This window comes from Tianweitania populi, from assembly GCF_014652875.1.
Taxonomy (GTDB): domain Bacteria; phylum Pseudomonadota; class Alphaproteobacteria; order Rhizobiales; family Rhizobiaceae; genus Tianweitania; species Tianweitania populi.
Genome location: NZ_BMZQ01000001.1, coordinates 569,730 through 585,527 on the forward strand (window position 1 = coordinate 569,730; position 15,798 = coordinate 585,527).

Genomic DNA, 15,798 nt, shown 5'->3' on the forward strand with positions numbered 1-15,798 from the left:
CGCGCTCAATCTTCCCGTTCGCTTCGTAAAGGATCCTGCGATGGCTTCTTCGACCAATGCCTTCTTCACCACCTCGCTGGAAGAGCGGGATCCGGAAATCTTCGGTTCCATCCGCGATGAACTGGGTCGCCAGCGCCACGAGATCGAGCTGATCGCCTCGGAAAACATCGTGTCGCGCGCCGTGCTGGAAGCGCAGGGCTCGATCATGACCAACAAATATGCGGAGGGCTATCCGGGCAAGCGCTATTACGGCGGGTGCCAGTTCGTGGATGTCGCCGAAACGCTGGCGATCGAGCGCGCCAAGAAGCTGTTTGACTGCAACTTCGCCAACGTCCAGCCGAACTCCGGTAGCCAGATGAATCAGGCCGTGTTCCTGGCGCTTCTGCAGCCCGGCGACACGTTCATGGGCCTCGACCTCAACTCGGGCGGCCATCTCACGCACGGCTCCCCGGTCAACATGTCCGGCAAGTGGTTTAACGTCGTGTCCTATGGCGTGCGCGAGGATGATCATCTCATCGACATGGATGTGGTGGAGCAGAAGGCGCATGAAACCAAGCCGAAGCTGATCCTTGCCGGCGGCACCGCTTATTCCCGCATCTGGGACTGGAAGCGCTTCCGCGAGATTGCCGATGCGGTCGGCGCTTACCTGATGGTCGACATGGCGCACATCGCGGGTCTCGTGGCCGGCGGCCAGCATCCGTCGCCACTGCCGCATGCGCATGTCGTCACCACCACGACGCACAAGTCGCTGCGCGGCCCGCGCGGCGGCATGATCCTCACGAATGACGAGGATATCGCCAAGAAGATGAATTCGGCCGTGTTCCCCGGCCTGCAGGGCGGGCCGCTGATGCATGTCATCGCCGCCAAGGCCGTGGCCTTCGGGGAAGCGCTGCAGCCGGAGTTCAAGACCTACGCCGCAAATATCGTGGCGAACGCGAAGGCCCTTGCTGCAAGCTTGAAGGACACCGGCCTCGACATTGTGTCCGGCGGCACGGACAATCATTCGATGCTGGTCGACCTCCGGCCGAAGAACGCCACGGGCAAGCGCGCGGAGGCGGCTTTGGGCCGCGCCAACATCACCTGCAACAAGAACGGCATTCCGTTCGACCCGGAAAAGCCTTTCGTGACCTCTGGCGTGCGTCTCGGCACGCCGGCCGGCACGACGCGCGGCTTCGGCGAAGCGGAGTTCCGTGAGATCGGCCAGTTGATCACCGAGGTGTTGGATGGCCTGAAGGCTGCCAACTCGGATGAAGGCAACCAGTCGGTTGAAGAGGCTGTGAAGCGCAAGGTCGTTTCGTTGACGGATCGCTTTCCGCTTTATCCCTATCTGGGGTAAGGGGGAGCATTCCTCTTAGACCGGAAGTCCGATGCGCTGCCCTTACTGCCAATCCGAAGACACCCAGGTTAAGGATTCGCGGCCTGCCGAAGACGGCGCCGCGATCCGGCGCCGCCGGATCTGCCCGGTTTGTGGCGGCCGCTTCACCACTTTCGAGCGCGTGCAGCTGCGCGATCTCGTCGTGGTCAAGAAGTCCGGCCGCAAGGTGCCGTTCGACCGCGACAAGCTGATGCGCTCCTTCGACATCGCGTTGCGCAAGCGCAATGTCGATCCCGACCGGATCGAGCGAGCGGTTACGGGCATCGTGCGCCAGCTGGAAAGCTCGGGTGAGACGGAGATCGTGGCGGGCGAAATCGGCCGCCTGGTCATGGAAGCGCTTAAGGCGCTGGACGACGTCGCCTATGTCCGCTTCGCTTCCGTGTATCGCAACTTCCGCGAAGCCCGCGATTTCCACGGCGTCCTCGATGAGCTGACGGTGGAAGACGATCCCGATCATGGAGCCGAACGGCACGATGGCTGAAGCACAGCCGAACGCCGATGATCGCCGCTTCATGGCGGCGGCCATTCGGCTGTCACGCCGGCATCTCGGACTGACCGGCACCAATCCCTCCGTTGCCACCTTGATCGTTGCCGATGGCGTCATCGTCGGCCGCGGCGTTACCGCGATTGGCGGAAGGCCGCATGCCGAACCACAGGCGCTGGCTGAAGCGGGCGAGCGGGCCAGGGGCACGACCGCCTATGTCACGCTCGAACCCTGCGCGCATCATGGCCGCACCCCGCCGTGCGCCGAAGCATTGGTTGCCGCCGGTGTAACCCGTGTCGTTGGAGCCGCATCCGATCCGGACGCGCGCGTCGCAGGACGCGGCTATGCGATCCTTCGGGCCGCCGGCATCGAGGTTCTGGAAGGCGTTCTGGCTGAAGAAGCCGGCGATCAGCTACGCGGCTACCTGCTGCGATCTGTGAAGCGCCGCCCGGAAGTGACTCTGAAGCTTGCGGTTTCCGCCGACGGCATGATCGGGCTGACCGATGAGGGCAGGGTAGCGATCACGGGTGAGACCGTGCGGCGGCAGGTCCATCTGATGCGCGCCGAATCCGACGCAATCCTGATCGGCATCAAGACCGCGCTTGCCGATGATCCCGAACTGACCTGCCGTCTGACCGGCTTGGAAGCCCGCTCGCCCGTACGCATCGTGCTTGATCGGAATGGACGCTTGCCAGCAAGCGCCAAGCTGGCCGTGACCGCGCGCATGGTGCCGACGATGGTAGCCGCTCTTCCGAACGCCATCCAACCTAGCCAGCGCTCGGAACTCGAATCGCGCGGCGTCACCTTCCTGGCGACGGAAGCGCATGAAGGCCGCGTGGCGCTGCCCGAACTGCTCGAAGACCTGAGCGCCCGTGGCATCGGCACGCTGATGGTGGAAGGCGGCGCGGATGCCGCCGGGCAGTTCCTGGCGGAAGACCTCGTTGATCGTTTGGTGTTGTTCAGCAGCACAAAGGAAATCGGAAGCGCGGGCGTGCGCGCGCCGATCACACCGGCAACCGTTCCGCCAAGCTTCCGTCTCCTGCGCGAAAGCCGTTTCGGCGCGGATATCGGCCAGGAATGGGTGAGGGCTTACTGATGTTCACCGGAATTGTCACCGACATCGGCCGCATTGGCCAGATCACGCCACGCGAAGGCGGCAAGCGCCTGCGCATTGAAACAGCCTATGATCCCGCAACGATCGACATCGGTGCGTCCATCAGCTGCTCCGGCGTGTGCCTGACGGTCGTGGAACTGCCGGATGCCTCCTCCAACATGCGCTGGTTCGATGTGGAAGCCTGGGAAGAAGCCCTGCGCCTCACCTCCGCCGGAGATTGGAGCGAAGGAACGGCGCTCAACCTGGAGCGCGCCCTGAAGATGGGCGACGAACTCGGCGGCCACATCGTGTCCGGCCACGTCGACGGCATGGCCACGATCGTGGAGCGAACGGATGAGGGCGAAGCCGTTCGCTTCACCCTGGAAGCACCGGTGGAGCTGGCGAAGTTCATCGCGCCGAAAGGCTCGATCGCTCTGGACGGCACGTCGCTGACCGTCAACAAGGTCGAGGGCCAGCGCTTCGACGTGCTCCTCATTCACCACTCCCTGATCGTCACCACCTGGGGCGACCGCCAGGTCGGCGACCGCGTCAACCTCGAAGTCGACACTATGGCCCGCTATGCCGCGCGCCTCGTGGAAGCGCGCGAGCAGGGGCTGTAGACCTCAGCGCAGCTGCGGGCTCATCGTGGCCGAGCCAGCCTAGTGTGATCAAGCGAACCGCCTCAAACCGTGCGCCGCATGCTCGGTCCTTTTGCCTGGCGGCCGGCGACGATCAAGGCGTTCGAGACTTCTCGAAGTAGCGCAGCATCGCGTCGAACGCTTCGCTGCTCCCTGAACAGACGCGAACCGCGGGCACCACGCGGCAGGAAGCAGGGTCGATGCGAAAGAAACTGCCGAGCAAGGCGCGCGAAGTGGCTTCATCCACACGCGTTCCTTCGATGTGGTGGTGGTAAGTAACATCTGACGCCGCGAAATCGCCGGTCGTGCTGTCGATATAGCCACCACCTTCTCCGACACTGACTTGTTGTTCCCTGACTGGTTCGCCGCTTGGCGTCCTGAAGCGATATTCGACACCGGGCGGCGCGTCGAACTCTACAAAGGTGACGATGCCGTGGGCAACGGCATCAAGCACGATCTCGCCATCGTTCTCCTCGATCTCGACGCCGTATTTCCGATCGAATGTCGCTTGGTCGAGCCGCGTAATCAGGACTACCACGGTTCCCCCTTCCGTAAGCAGCGGCTCGTCCACGACGATGGTCAAGACATTGGAATACGCTGGCGGGCTTGCAAACAATAAGACGCTCAAGGCGAGCGCAGCGAGGCGTGTTCGGGGCATTTACGTCGGCATTCCGATTGTCGAGATTAGCTTACGAAATATCATCTGGGAACATCCGGTCATGAGCAACCGCCAAGATGAAAAGCTGGCAGGCGACTGGGCCGATCATTCTCGGACTACGCATGGCCAATCCTTTCTTGCGCTCGTCGCGTGTTCGGCCTAAGTCAGCGCCTCTTCCGGAGACTGACATGGCCGACAGCAACAAGCCCCATCTGCTGATTGTAGAAGCGCGTTTCTACGACGATCTCGCCGACGCGTTGCTTGATGGCGCGAAGGCTGCCCTCGACGCTGCTGGCGCGACCTATGACATCGTGACCGTGCCGGGTGCCCTCGAAATTCCTGCCGCCATTACGTTTTCCCTCGATGCCGCGGAGCATGGCGGAACTGATTATGACGGCTATGTCGCGCTTGGCACCGTCATTCGCGGCGAAACCTACCATTTCGACATCGTGGCGAACGAGTCTTGCCGCGCGTTGATGGAGCTTTCGGTCGACGAGTCGCTGGCCATCGGCAACGGCATCCTGACCACAGAAAACGACGAGCAGGCCTGGACGCGCGCCAAGCGCAGCGAACTCGACAAGGGTGGTTCCGCCGCTCGCGCCGCGCTGACGATGATTGCGCTGCGCGCAAAGCTGGGAGCTTGAGGATTGTCTGACAATCCAACCAACGAAGGTCGGCCAACCAACGAAGCCGCCCCGATCCGCCAGGTGAACAAGCGTGGCGCGGCTCGGCTCGCTGCCGTGCAGGCGCTGTACCAGATGGATGTCGCCGGAACCGGCGTTCTGGAAATTGCCGCGGAATATGAGGCGTTCCGGCTCGGCAAGGAAATTGATGGGGCCACCTATCGTGATGCCGACGCGCAGTGGTTCCGCGCCATTCTGTCGGGTGTCGTGGAAGACCAGAAGACGATCGATCCGGTTATTCGCCAGGCGCTCACTGAGGACTGGCCGTTGTCGCGGCTTGATTCGACCCTGCGTGCCATTCTCCGCGCCGGTGTTTACGAGCTGATGCGCCGCCAGGACGTGCCGGTGGCTGTGATCGTTTCCGAATATGTCGACATCGCCAAGGCCTTCTATCTCGAAGACGAGCCGAAGCTGGTGAACGCGGTTCTCGACCGCGTGGCGCGCCGCATTCGGGGCGAGGGCCGTGGACGCGATCCCGGCAAGGACGTGGGATGACAAGCCCGGCAGAAGCGCGCAGGACGGCACTGATCCTCGCTTTTGCCCAGGCTATCGTCGGGGCCGCGGGACCGATCTGCATTTCGATCGGAGCCCTTGCGGGCTACTATCTGCTTGATCAGGACAAGGCGCTCGCCACCGCTCCGGTGACCGGTTACACGCTGGGCGTCGCCTTGGGCGCATTGCCTGCCGCAGCCGCAATCCGCATGCTCGGCCAACGCGGCGGCTTTCTAGCCGGTGTCGTCACGACAGCGGCCGGTGGAGCAATCGCCACTGCCGCTTTGTATGCCGGCAACTTCTGGGTGCTCGTGGTCGGCCTCTTGGTGGTCGGCCTTGGTGGCGCCTTCGTCCAGCAATTCCGGTTTGCGGCTGCCGACAATGCGCCGCCGGAGTTCAAGGCGCGCGCCATTTCCTTTATCATGACCGGAGGCGTGCTCACCGCCATTCTCGGACCGCAGATCGTGATCTTCACGCGCGAGCTACTGGCGCCGGTCATGTTCGCCGGTTCTTTTGCTTCGATCATTGGGCTTGCCGCGGTTGGCGGTGTTCTCCTTTCATTTCTGCCGCGTCGCGCCCTTGCTGCCAAGTCGACCGGAGACGCCGACGCTGAGCCGGCGAGACCCTTGCGTGAGATCATCAGCCAGCCCCGCTTCGTTGCGGCTTTGACCTGTGGTGTCGGCAGTTATGCGCTGATGAGCTTCGTGATGACCGGCGCACCGCTCGCGATGGTCGGTTGCGGCTTCACCCAGGATCAGGCGACGCTCGGCATTTCCTGGCACGTGATGGCAATGTTTGGGCCGAGCTTCTTCACCGGCCGGCTGATCAACCGCTTTGGCGCGCCGGTCATCGTCACCGTCGGCCTCGTCCTGCTCGTTGTCTGCGCGCTGATCGCTTTGTCTGGCATCGAACTCTGGCAGTTCTGGACATCGCTCATCATCCTCGGCCTTGGCTGGAACTTCGGCTTCATCGGCTCGACGGCCATGACGGCGCAGACCTACCGCCCAGCCGAGCGCTCGCGCGTGCTCGGCTTCCACGATTCGGTTCTGTTCGGCAGCGTGGCCTTTGCCTCCCTGATGTCCGGCCAGGTCTACAATGCCTATGGCTGGGATATGCTGAACTGGATCGTGTTCCCCGTTGTCGCGATCTGCTTCGTGGTGCTCGTTCCCCTGGTCAAGCAGCGGCGCCAGCTTCTCGCCTGATCGGCACGAGCCCGTTTGCGACCGCGACGAGTCGTCTTCCGCTTGACGATCTCCGCTTCCAGGGCCTACCCCTAAGGAAGGGGCCGGGATCGGAGTGTCCTGTCCAGGGTCTCGCTTTGCGTCCGGGGAGGGGTTCGCCGGACGAAACCGGAAGGAAATCCCAGGCAATGACCATGCTTACCGTCGTCATTCTCTGCGGTCTGCTTTCCCTTGCATATGCGATATGGGCAACCCGGTCGGTTCTCGCCGCCGACCAGGGTAGCGCGCGCATGCAAGAGATTTCGGCCGCAATCCGCGAAGGCGCGCAGGCCTATCTTGCACGCCAATACACCACGATCGCCATTGTCGGCGTGGTGGTCTTCCTCGTCGTCTGGTGGCTGTTGTCCGCCACCGCCGCCATCGGCTTTCTGATCGGAGCGGTTCTGTCGGGCGTCGCCGGCTTCATCGGCATGCACGTGTCCGTCCGCGCCAATGTCCGCACAGCGCAAGCCGCATCAAACAGCCTGGCGGCAGGCCTAAACATCGCCTTCAAGTCCGGCGCGATCACTGGCCTTCTGGTGGCCGGCCTCGCTCTGCTTGGTGTTGCGGTCTATTTCTGGGTTCTGATCGGGCCGATGGGCTATGCGATCACCAACAACCAGCTGCCGCGTGAAGTCATCGATGCTTTGGTGGCACTCGGCTTTGGCGCATCGCTGATCTCGATCTTCGCGCGTCTGGGCGGCGGCATCTTCACCAAGGGCGCGGACGTCGGCGGCGATCTCGTCGGCAAGGTTGAGGCGGGGATCCCGGAAGACGATCCACGCAACCCCGCAACCATCGCGGATAATGTCGGCGACAATGTCGGCGACTGCGCCGGCATGGCGGCCGATCTGTTCGAGACCTATGCGGTGACGGTCGTCGCCACCATGGTTCTCGGGGCGATCTTCTTTGCCGGCACCGACGTGCTGTCTAGCGTGCTGCTTTATCCTCTCGCCATCTGCGGCACCTGCATCATCACCTCGATCATCGGCACCTTCTTTGTAAAACTGTCGGCCAACGGCTCGATCATGGGCGCCCTCTACAAGGGCCTGATCGTCACCGGCTTGTTATCGATTGTTGGCTTGGCACTTGCTACGCAGCTGACGGTCGGCTGGGGTGATATCGGCTCGGCCAACGGCATGATTGTTACCGGCCTCAGCCTCTTCACCTGCGGCTTGCTCGGTCTCATCGTCACCGGGCTGATCGTGGTCATCACCGAATACTACACCGGAACCAACAAACGTCCGGTGAACTCCATTGCCCAGGCATCTGTGACCGGTCACGGCACAAATGTCATCCAGGGTCTGGCGGTTTCGCTCGAATCAACCGCGCTTCCGGCGATCGTGATCGTGGGCGGCATCATCTCGACCTACCAGCTTGCCGGCCTGTTCGGCACAGCCATCGCGGTCACGACGATGCTCGGCCTCGCTGGCATGATCGTCGCGCTGGATGCGTTCGGCCCCGTCACCGACAATGCTGGCGGTATCGCTGAAATGTCGGGCCTGCCCAAGGAAGTGCGGCAATCCACCGATGCGCTCGATGCGGTCGGCAACACGACCAAGGCCGTCACCAAGGGCTATGCGATCGGCTCGGCCGGTTTGGGCGCGCTCGTGCTGTTTGCCGCCTATAGCTACGACCTGCAATATTTCGCATCGAACCCGACGCTTTTCCCCTACTTCTCGGATATCGGCACGGTCTCCTTCGACCTGTCGAACCCGTATGTGGTGGCAGGGCTGATCTTTGGCGGGCTGATTCCCTACCTGTTTGGCGGCATTGCCATGACGGCGGTGGGTCGAGCCGCGGGGTCGATCGTCGAGGAGGTGCGTCGGCAATTCCGCGCCGATGCCGGCATCATGCAGGGAACGTCCAAGCCGGATTACGCCCGCGCTGTGGATATCCTGACCAAGGCCGCGATCAAGGAGATGATCGTGCCCTCGCTGCTGCCGGTACTGGCACCGCTCGTCGTGTATTTCGGCGTCCTGCTGATTTCCGGCTCGAAGGCGTCGGCTTTCGCAGCCCTCGGTGCATCGCTCCTCGGCGTCATCGTCAACGGCCTGTTCGTGGCGATCTCGATGACCTCGGGTGGCGGTGCCTGGGATAATGCCAAGAAAAGCTTCGAGGATGGTTTCGTCGACAAGGACGGCACCCGCCACCTCAAAGGCTCGGACGCGCATAAGGCGTCGGTGACCGGTGATACGGTCGGCGATCCCTACAAGGATACCGCCGGGCCTGCCGTCAATCCGGCGATCAAGATCACCAACATCGTAGCCTTGCTGCTGCTGGCCGTGCTCGCCCATAGCGGCTGATCAAAACGAAAGAGCCCGCCGAGATGATCTCGGCGGGCTCTTTGCTTGAGTCTTTGAAGGCCTAGATGCCGGCCTTGGGGCCACGGTTGCCGTCAAGGCGGGATGGGGCACCGAAGGCGCCAGCGCCCGTCAGCACCTGACCGATAAACGTCTGGTCCTTGCCGCCTGTTGGCGTTGTGCGCGAAATGAAGTCGAACACCTTGCCATCCTGCAACCCGTAATGGGCGATCTGCGTCACGCGTCCGTCGGCACCGAAGTAAACGGCGAGGATGCGGCGATCAACGATGCGCGGGTTCATGAAAGCCACATCGCGGCGGCGCGTTTGTGAGATGTAGTAATAGGCTTCGGCGTCAAAGGTCGCCGTGGTCGATGGGCTGCCGAGAGCCAGCTGCACCTGTTCGCGAGACGAGCCGACTGGCACCAGCTCAATCGCCTGCTCGTCGATGACATAACCTTGCGTGAGCGTTTCGCCGGGTGCGAGGCTTGCTGCCGTGCACGCTGAAAGCGCAAGGGTCGATGCGCCGAGCACCGCAATGCCGCGAGTAACCTTCCACATCCGGGAAAATGCCGTCGAGTTCATACTGTCCAATCCCCACCAGCTTTGCAGGAAAGCGTGAAAACCGGTAGACCAGCTTCGAAGCGGATGCAACCGGACTGGTTTCGCCGCAGAAACGGGAGTTCACGCACCATGTTACGCAAACTGTTCGGCCGCAGCGAGAATGCGGGCAGAACGGCAGCGATCAGCCTTTATGAGCAGATCGTGGCAGCGGCGCGGCAGCCAGCTTTTTATGCACACTGGAATGTACCCGATACGCCGATTGGCCGTTTCGAGATGATTTCGGTTCACATGGTCCTGTTTCTGCACCGCATCCGAGGTGAGGCGGGCGATCTCCAGCGCATCGCGCAGATCCTGACCGACGAGTTCTTTCTCGATGTGGATCATTCCCTTCGCGAACTCGGCATCTCCGACGTAGGCGTGCCGAAGCGCATCAAGAAGCTGGCGCGTATGTTTTTCGGTCGCGCAAGATCCTACTCGGATGCGCTCGACAGCGGCGATCAAGTCGCGCTAGCAGCCGCCATCGCGCGCAATGTTCGGCCGGACGTCACAGATTGGGCGGAAACACCTGCGATTGCTGATTACATGCGGCGTGCCAGCAATTACCTTGCGAGCCAGCCTTTGACGGCATTCGCCGAGGGGCAGGTTCGCTTCGGCAGCGTTCTTGAGGAAATCGAAACTTGAACACCACAAAAAGCCCGGTCTCCTTTCCCGTCAGCATCAACCGCTTGCCGTCAAAAGGCATGCCGGTGCGAATCGAAGCCGACGCTGATATGCGCGCGGCTCTGGCGGAAGCGCATGACCTCGTTTCGGTGGAGCGGTTCGTCGCCGATGTCATGGTCACGGACTGGAAAGGCAGCGGCGTTGCGGTGAATGGCAAGGTCGAAGCCAAGATCACCCAGGCCTGCATTGTTACGCTCGAGCCGCTCACGGCGCGAATCGATGAAGCTATCGAGGCGACCTTCCTGCCGCGCAATTCCAAGCTGCATCGCCTTCCAGATCCCAGCGACGAGTTGATGATCGATCCCGACGGTCCCGATGCGCCGGAGATTCTTGAGGGTGATACCGTGGATGTCGGCGCGCTCGCGGAGGAGATCTTCGCCCTCGCAATCGATCCTTATCCGCGTAAGGAAGGCGTAGAAACCCTGGAAATCCGTGAAGACTCTGCGGCGCCCATGAACCCGCTTGCCGAAAAACTGGCGGCTTTGAAGGACAAGCTCTGATTTCACGGGCAGGCGCGCCTTAGCTGTTGTGCCGTCCGCCAAAACAGCTATTTTCGCGCCTCCTGTCGCCCGGCCCCTTAAGCAAAAAAGAAAAAGCCAAGCGTGATCCGAATTTCCATCGACGCCATGGGCGGCGATCACGGCCCAGGGGTCGTCGTTCCCGCCCTCGCCACGTTTCTTGAACGCCGGCCCGATTCGCGTTTTATCGTGTTCGGGCGCCAGGAGGCCGTGCATCCGGAACTGGCCAAGTTCCCTAGCCTCGCGAGTTCAGTCGAATTCATCCACTGCGATGTTGCTGTGCGTATGGACGACAAGCCGAGCCAGGCTTTGCGCCATGGTCGCGGCAAGTCGTCGATGTGGCGCGCCATCGAGGCGGTCAAGCTCGGCCAGGCCGATGTCTGCATATCGGCCGGCAACACCGGCGCGCTGATGGCCATGGCGCGCTTCTGCCTGCGCACCATGGCGAAGATTGATCGTCCGGCCATCGCCGCGATCTGGCCAACCACACGCGGCGAAAGCATCGTGCTGGATGTCGGCGCATCAATCGGTGCCGACGCCCACCAGCTCGTTGATTTCGCCATCCTCGGCGGTGCCATGTCGCGCGCACTCTTCCAGATCGAACGGCCGACCATCGGCCTGCTGAATGTCGGCGTCGAGGAGATCAAGGGCCAGGAAGAGGTCAAGGAAGCCGGGCAGATCCTGCGCTATACCGAGCTGAACTCGCTGGTTTACCAAGGCTTCGTCGAAGGCGACGACATCGGCAAGGGCACCGTTGACGTTGTGGTGACCGAAGGTTTTTCCGGCAATATCGCGCTGAAGACTGCCGAAGGCACGGCCAAGCAGATCGCGGGCTACCTGCGCGCGGCGATGAGCCAGAGCCTGATGTCCAAGATCGGCTACTTCTTTGCGCGCGGTGCCTTCAACGCGCTGCGTGAGAAGATGGATGTTCGCAAATCCAACGGCGGCGTCTTTCTCGGCTTGAACGGCATCGTCGTGAAAAGCCATGGCGGCACGGATCACGAAGGGTTCGCGGCCGCGATCGACCTCGGCTACGACATGGTGCGCAACCGGCTGATCGACCGCATCGAAGCGGATCTGCAGCTGTTTCACGCGCATCGGCATCAACTATCAGCGCTGGGCCGGGCGCGAGCAGACGAAGAAGGCGAGGGCGAAGCGTGATTCGATCTGTCGTAAAAGGCGTAGGCACCTCGCTGCCGCGCCGCATCATGAAGAATTCCGAGTTCGAAACACTGGTGGACACCACCGACGAGTGGATTGTTCAGCGTACGGGTATCACCCAGCGCCACATTGCCGGTGACGACGAATCGACCGCGTCGCTCGGCGAAGCGGCAGCGCGTGCAGCGCTTGATGCAGCGGGCCTGACGCCGGCCGACATCGACCTGATCGTGCTGGCGACATCGACGCCCAACAACACCTTCCCGGCAACAGCCGTGGAGATCCAGAACCGCCTGGGCATCACCCACGGTTTCGCCTTCGATCTCCAGGCGGTCTGCTCCGGCTTCGTTTACGCGATCACCACGGCCGACCTGCATCTGCGTGGCGGCATGGCCAAGCGCGCGCTGGTGATCGGCTCCGAAACCTTCTCGCGCATTCTCGACTGGACCGACCGTACCACTTGCGTGCTGTTCGGCGATGGAGCTGGCGCCGTCGTGCTTGAAGCGGAGGAGGGCACGGGCGCGTTGACCGATCAGGGTATTATCGCAGCCAGCCTGCGCTCAGACGGCAGCCACAAGCAGAAGCTTTATGTCGACGGCGGCCCGTCCACGACTGGCAAGGTCGGCGTGCTGCGCATGGAAGGCAAGGAAGTCTTCAAGCACGCGGTGGGCATGATCACCGATGTGATCGAAGAAACTTTCCGCCAGGGCGAGATCACCGCCGATCAGCTCGACTGGTTTGTGCCGCATCAGGCCAACCGCCGCATCATCGAAGCATCGGCCAAGAAACTCGGCATACCCATGGAAAAGGTCGTCGTCACCGTCGATCTGCACGGCAACACGTCTGCCGCTTCCGTTCCGCTGGCGCTGGCCAGCGCTGTTGCCGACGGTCGTATCAAGAAGGGCGACCTCGTGCTTCTGGAAGCCATGGGCGGCGGTTTCACCTGGGGTGCCGTGCTTCTGCGCTGGTAGCGTTTTGCCAGGCTAAGTCCTTGACCTCGCGAAGTGAATTTTCTAGGTTCGCTTCTCATTTGTTACTTTGATGAAGCGACAAGCTGGGACGGCGGCGGATGGAAGGCAAGACACTCACACGGGCTGATCTTGCCGAGGCCGTGTATCGCAAGGTCGGCTTGTCGCGCAGCGAATCTGCCCAACTCGTTGAATCCGTGCTCGATGAAATCTGCGCCGCGATCGTGCGCGGCGAGGACGTCAAGTTGTCTTCCTTCGCGACCTTCCATGTCCGCGAGAAGAACGAACGTATCGGACGCAATCCAAAGACCGGCGAGGAAGTGCCGATTTCACCGCGCCGGGTGATGACCTTCAAGGCTTCCAACGTTCTGAAAAGCCGCATCATCGACGGCCATACGAGTGCTGCCAAGCCTTCAAAGGCGAAGAAAGCCGGTTGAAGTTTGAGCGCCGGCTTCTTGCCGGGCTTGAAAGTGCCAGCTTAACTCGCTGGAATATCCCATGATTCGCGAATCGCTTACGCGAGCGGGAGTGTGACAATGCTGGACAAAAGCCCTGACGCCTTCCGCACCATCAGTGAGGTCGCGGAAGATCTCGATCTGCCGCAGCATGTGCTGCGCTTTTGGGAAACCCGTTTCACCCAGATCAAGCCGATGAAACGTGGCGGCGGCCGCCGATATTATCGGCCGCATGACGTCGAGCTGATCAAGGGCATTCGTCATATGCTTTATGATCAGGGCTATACGATCAAGGGCGTGCAGAAGCTGCTGCGCGATAATGGCAACCAGTTCCTGATGGCTGTCGGAAATGGCGACCTGGCCGCTGCCGAGGCGCTCGCACAGCGCAAGCAGGCGGAAGCACCCGAGCCTGTGCCAGCCGCGTCGCAGCTGGTTCACCGTGGGCCGGAAGACGAGATGCTGCTCGGAGAGCCGAAGGTGAAGCCCAGCCGGCGGTTCTTCGGCATGGGCAAACACGAGGAAGACGGCCCCGTTTCCGCCGATCAGGGGCGCCTGTCTCGCGATAACCGCGCTCTTCTTCAGGAAGCCCTGTTCGATCTGCTGGAATGCAAACGTTTGCTCGACCAGGTGCGCTGACGGTTTGCGTCAGTCGTCATTCGCGGCATTCAACTGATCGGGCCGCAGCCCTTCGTCGGACCCCTCAAGATAGCCTTTGGAAGCAGCCCATTCCCGCAGCGCCTGCGTGATCGCAAGCGCATGGCTTTGGTCGTGGCTGGATTCCGCAATGTAGCGATCAAGGGCAGCTGAAAGCTCCGGCGTCAGCGTGATCGTCAACGTGGTCGCTTCGGAGGGTGCTGTCATGATCTCGGTCGCTCATCTAGGGATAGTCGATGAAGACGCGCAGGCAGCTTGTTTGTTCCCGGAAGGAAATTGGTCGGAGCGGCGGGATTCGAACCCACGACCCCTTGACCCCCAGTCAAGTGCGCTACCGGGCTGCGCTACGCTCCGAACCAAGGAAAGCCTTATAGAGCCTGGGGTTTTGGCGCAAGCCTGAAAAAGGAAGGAAAGAACATAAGGGCACTGGAAAGTCGCTGGACGCAGCTTGCGGTACGGAAACTACCGCAATTTTACCGCGGATGTTTTGTGCTTGTTCCAGCATGCAATCTCCCACTCCCCACCTATTTACATGATCGTATAATAGGCCCTTGAAAGCTCCATTATACGATCTTAGAATAAGGGAGCGCCGCAAGCGTGCGTGCGCGTGATTGATGGAGGATCACAATGGACCACATGATGCTTAATACAGACCCGCCAGGTCTGGCTGCGACAAACGACCCAAGGCCTGTGGCACCGACGCACATTCATCAGGAACGACTCAAGCAATCACTTGAAACCGTTCTGCGCCTTTGGGAGCAGAGCGATTTCGAGCGTGAACTTGAGGAGGCGATGATTGCTCTGGGCCTATATGAGGACTGGTTTGTCGAGCCACTCAACAGACACGAGGTACATGTCCTAGCTACATCTCTTTATTCTGAAAGGTCGGGTGGAGGAGCAGAGATCTCTTACTCAACCGTTCTTCAGGTGACAGAGCAGTTCAACGGGCGACCGATGAACCTTGCAATGGTTTATAAGACAATCGAACGGTTGATGAGCAAAGGCTTGCTCGACGAGATCATCAACTCGGCGGAAGGTAAGGCGGGGCGAAGCCGTCTCTATAAGATCAATAACTTCGGGCGCGATGCATTCAAGATGGCTATTTTGAACGCTGAAACGCTGAAGGCCGCTGAGGGTCAGGCAGTCGCCTGACCCTTTTGTTTAGCTAACAAGGAGAGAGACATGACCGAACGACTTTACCATCTGCAACAGGGAAAGGACCCTCCGCATGGAAGATGATCCGATAAACAGCCGTGTCCGTTATTTGGTGCACATGGTTATTCCAGAGGTCGCCAAGCGAGCCGATTTTTTGGAAGCCCTTCGAGAAAAGATCCTCGAATACAAGCGTCAAGGTCACCACGATAAGGCGGCTCACTATCTAGCCGACGTCATGGTCCAGCTTGAGCTTGATGCACGTGAAGCCGATAAGGAACGGCGAGTGAAGCAGGTGGACAGGATTTACTCCTGGGTTGCTCCAATCGCCATTCCCATTGCTATCGGTCTTTTGAACGGCTCGATCCCAGTTTAGCGATCGCGCCTGTCAGCAGGGGACCGCCATCCTCTGCTGACATAACCGTAGAACTCTGCGGTTAAAAACTTCTTAAAGCCTTATTTGCACGCATGCCGCTCTTTCACAACACCAATCACACGATGGTGTTCTTGTGACAGGAGCCGAAGTCGGCTGAAGCCGCTTCCTTTCTGCTGTTTGATTGGGCCGGATGGCAGGCCCGGAGGGCAGGGAAGAAGCGCCGGAGAACAATGGGCTACCTTGGCGGTCAGCTACTTGTGATCGCGCATTGTTCCATAGCTTGCGGCTA

At 61.1% G+C, this 15,798-nt stretch carries 20 protein-coding genes and 1 tRNA gene; 17 read left to right on the plus strand and 4 right to left on the minus strand.

Annotation, left to right across the window (positions count from 1 at the left end; genetic code table 11):
* Nucleotides 1–40: 40 nt before the first annotated feature.
* Genes glyA through IE166_RS02810 form a run of 4 tightly spaced genes read left to right on the plus strand, consistent with a single transcriptional unit; the run spans nt 41 to nt 3,572 of the window.
* Nucleotides 41–1,336, plus strand: coding sequence for a serine hydroxymethyltransferase (gene glyA / locus IE166_RS02795; protein ID WP_189501496.1), 1,296 nt, complete (start codon nt 41–43; stop codon nt 1,334–1,336).
* Between the two features lie 31 nt (nt 1,337–1,367).
* Complete coding sequence (nrdR, locus tag IE166_RS02800) at nt 1,368–1,856, plus strand: transcriptional regulator NrdR (protein ID WP_189501497.1); 489 nt, start codon at nt 1,368–1,370, stop codon at nt 1,854–1,856.
* A complete protein-coding gene (ribD, locus tag IE166_RS02805; RefSeq protein ID WP_189501498.1) occupies nt 1,849–2,955 on the plus strand; it encodes a bifunctional diaminohydroxyphosphoribosylaminopyrimidine deaminase/5-amino-6-(5-phosphoribosylamino)uracil reductase RibD in 1,107 nt (368 codons plus the stop codon). The genes nrdR and ribD overlap by 8 nt, the downstream gene beginning before the upstream one ends.
* Nucleotides 2,955–3,572, plus strand: coding sequence for a riboflavin synthase (locus IE166_RS02810; RefSeq protein ID WP_189501499.1), 618 nt, complete (start codon nt 2,955–2,957; stop codon nt 3,570–3,572). Before ribD ends, IE166_RS02810 begins: the two co-directional genes overlap by 1 nt.
* A 112-nt stretch (nt 3,573–3,684) precedes the next feature.
* On the opposite strand, the gene IE166_RS02815 is transcribed toward IE166_RS02810, so the two are convergent.
* Nucleotides 3,685–4,173: a hypothetical protein gene (locus IE166_RS02815; protein ID WP_189501500.1), complete on the minus strand. Its 489-nt coding sequence runs from the start codon at nt 4,171–4,173 to the stop codon at nt 3,685–3,687.
* Here IE166_RS02815 and IE166_RS02820 point away from each other — a divergent pair.
* The 5 genes from IE166_RS02820 to IE166_RS02840 all read left to right on the plus strand — a co-directional run bounded on the left by IE166_RS02820 (nt 4,166) and on the right by IE166_RS02840 (nt 8,949).
* The gene (locus IE166_RS02820; RefSeq protein WP_189501501.1) at nt 4,166–4,411 is read left to right on the plus strand and encodes a hypothetical protein; all 246 of its coding nucleotides are present in this window, start codon (nt 4,166–4,168) and stop codon (nt 4,409–4,411) included. The two genes, IE166_RS02815 and IE166_RS02820, sit on opposite strands and share 8 nt — an antisense overlap.
* 25 nt (nt 4,412–4,436) lie before the next feature.
* Nucleotides 4,437–4,892, plus strand: coding sequence for a 6,7-dimethyl-8-ribityllumazine synthase (ribH, locus tag IE166_RS02825; RefSeq protein ID WP_189501502.1), 456 nt, complete (start codon nt 4,437–4,439; stop codon nt 4,890–4,892).
* A gap of 54 nt (nt 4,893–4,946) precedes the next feature.
* A complete protein-coding gene (gene nusB, locus IE166_RS02830; RefSeq protein WP_189503205.1) occupies nt 4,947–5,426 on the plus strand; it encodes a transcription antitermination factor NusB in 480 nt (159 codons plus the stop codon).
* A complete protein-coding gene (locus tag IE166_RS02835; RefSeq protein ID WP_189501503.1) occupies nt 5,423–6,625 on the plus strand; it encodes an MFS transporter in 1,203 nt (400 codons plus the stop codon). The genes nusB and IE166_RS02835 overlap by 4 nt, the downstream gene beginning before the upstream one ends.
* Before the next feature lie 167 nt (nt 6,626–6,792).
* A complete protein-coding gene (locus IE166_RS02840) occupies nt 6,793–8,949 on the plus strand; it encodes a sodium-translocating pyrophosphatase (RefSeq protein ID WP_189501504.1) in 2,157 nt (718 codons plus the stop codon).
* Between the two features lie 61 nt (nt 8,950–9,010).
* Here IE166_RS02840 and IE166_RS02845 read toward each other — a convergent pair whose 3' ends face one another.
* The gene (locus tag IE166_RS02845; RefSeq protein ID WP_244641394.1) at nt 9,011–9,505 is read right to left on the minus strand and encodes an outer membrane protein assembly factor BamE; all 495 of its coding nucleotides are present in this window, start codon (nt 9,503–9,505) and stop codon (nt 9,011–9,013) included.
* Between the two features lie 132 nt (nt 9,506–9,637).
* On the opposite strand from IE166_RS02845, the gene IE166_RS02850 reads away from it, so the two are divergent.
* The 6 genes from IE166_RS02850 to IE166_RS02875 all read left to right on the plus strand — a co-directional run bounded on the left by IE166_RS02850 (nt 9,638) and on the right by IE166_RS02875 (nt 13,963).
* A complete protein-coding gene (locus IE166_RS02850) occupies nt 9,638–10,189 on the plus strand; it encodes a ubiquinol-cytochrome C chaperone family protein (RefSeq protein ID WP_189501506.1) in 552 nt (183 codons plus the stop codon).
* Entirely contained in the window at nt 10,186–10,728 is a 543-nt protein-coding gene (locus tag IE166_RS02855; protein ID WP_244641303.1) for a DUF177 domain-containing protein, read from the plus strand. Before IE166_RS02850 ends, IE166_RS02855 begins: the two co-directional genes overlap by 4 nt.
* Before the next feature lie 102 nt (nt 10,729–10,830).
* Nucleotides 10,831–11,907: a phosphate acyltransferase PlsX gene (gene plsX, locus IE166_RS02860; RefSeq protein WP_189501507.1), complete on the plus strand. Its 1,077-nt coding sequence runs from the start codon at nt 10,831–10,833 to the stop codon at nt 11,905–11,907.
* On the plus strand, nt 11,904–12,875 hold the full coding sequence (locus IE166_RS02865; protein ID WP_189501508.1) for a beta-ketoacyl-ACP synthase III: 972 nt from the start codon (nt 11,904–11,906) through the stop codon (nt 12,873–12,875). The genes plsX and IE166_RS02865 overlap by 4 nt, the downstream gene beginning before the upstream one ends.
* Before the next feature lie 98 nt (nt 12,876–12,973).
* The gene (locus IE166_RS02870; protein WP_189501509.1) at nt 12,974–13,309 is read left to right on the plus strand and encodes an integration host factor subunit alpha; all 336 of its coding nucleotides are present in this window, start codon (nt 12,974–12,976) and stop codon (nt 13,307–13,309) included.
* A 102-nt stretch (nt 13,310–13,411) separates the two neighbouring features.
* Nucleotides 13,412–13,963: a MerR family transcriptional regulator gene (locus IE166_RS02875; RefSeq protein WP_189503207.1), complete on the plus strand. Its 552-nt coding sequence runs from the start codon at nt 13,412–13,414 to the stop codon at nt 13,961–13,963.
* 9 nt (nt 13,964–13,972) lie between these two features.
* Here IE166_RS02875 and IE166_RS02880 read toward each other — a convergent pair whose 3' ends face one another.
* Both IE166_RS02880 and IE166_RS02885 read right to left on the minus strand, forming a co-directional pair.
* The gene (locus IE166_RS02880) at nt 13,973–14,188 is read right to left on the minus strand and encodes a hypothetical protein (protein WP_189501510.1); all 216 of its coding nucleotides are present in this window, start codon (nt 14,186–14,188) and stop codon (nt 13,973–13,975) included.
* Between the two features lie 70 nt (nt 14,189–14,258).
* Nucleotides 14,259–14,335, minus strand: a tRNA-Pro gene (locus IE166_RS02885).
* Between the two features lie 273 nt (nt 14,336–14,608).
* On the opposite strand from IE166_RS02885, the gene IE166_RS02890 reads away from it, so the two are divergent.
* Together IE166_RS02890 and IE166_RS02895 are read left to right on the plus strand one after the other, a co-directional pair.
* Nucleotides 14,609–15,133 carry a hypothetical protein gene (locus IE166_RS02890; RefSeq protein ID WP_189501511.1) on the plus strand — a complete coding sequence of 175 codons (525 nt, stop codon included), beginning with the start codon at nt 14,609–14,611 and terminating at the stop codon, nt 15,131–15,133.
* Between the two features lie 76 nt (nt 15,134–15,209).
* Complete coding sequence (locus tag IE166_RS02895; RefSeq protein ID WP_189501512.1) at nt 15,210–15,509, plus strand: hypothetical protein; 300 nt, start codon at nt 15,210–15,212, stop codon at nt 15,507–15,509.
* Nucleotides 15,510–15,798: the final 289 nt, after the last annotated feature.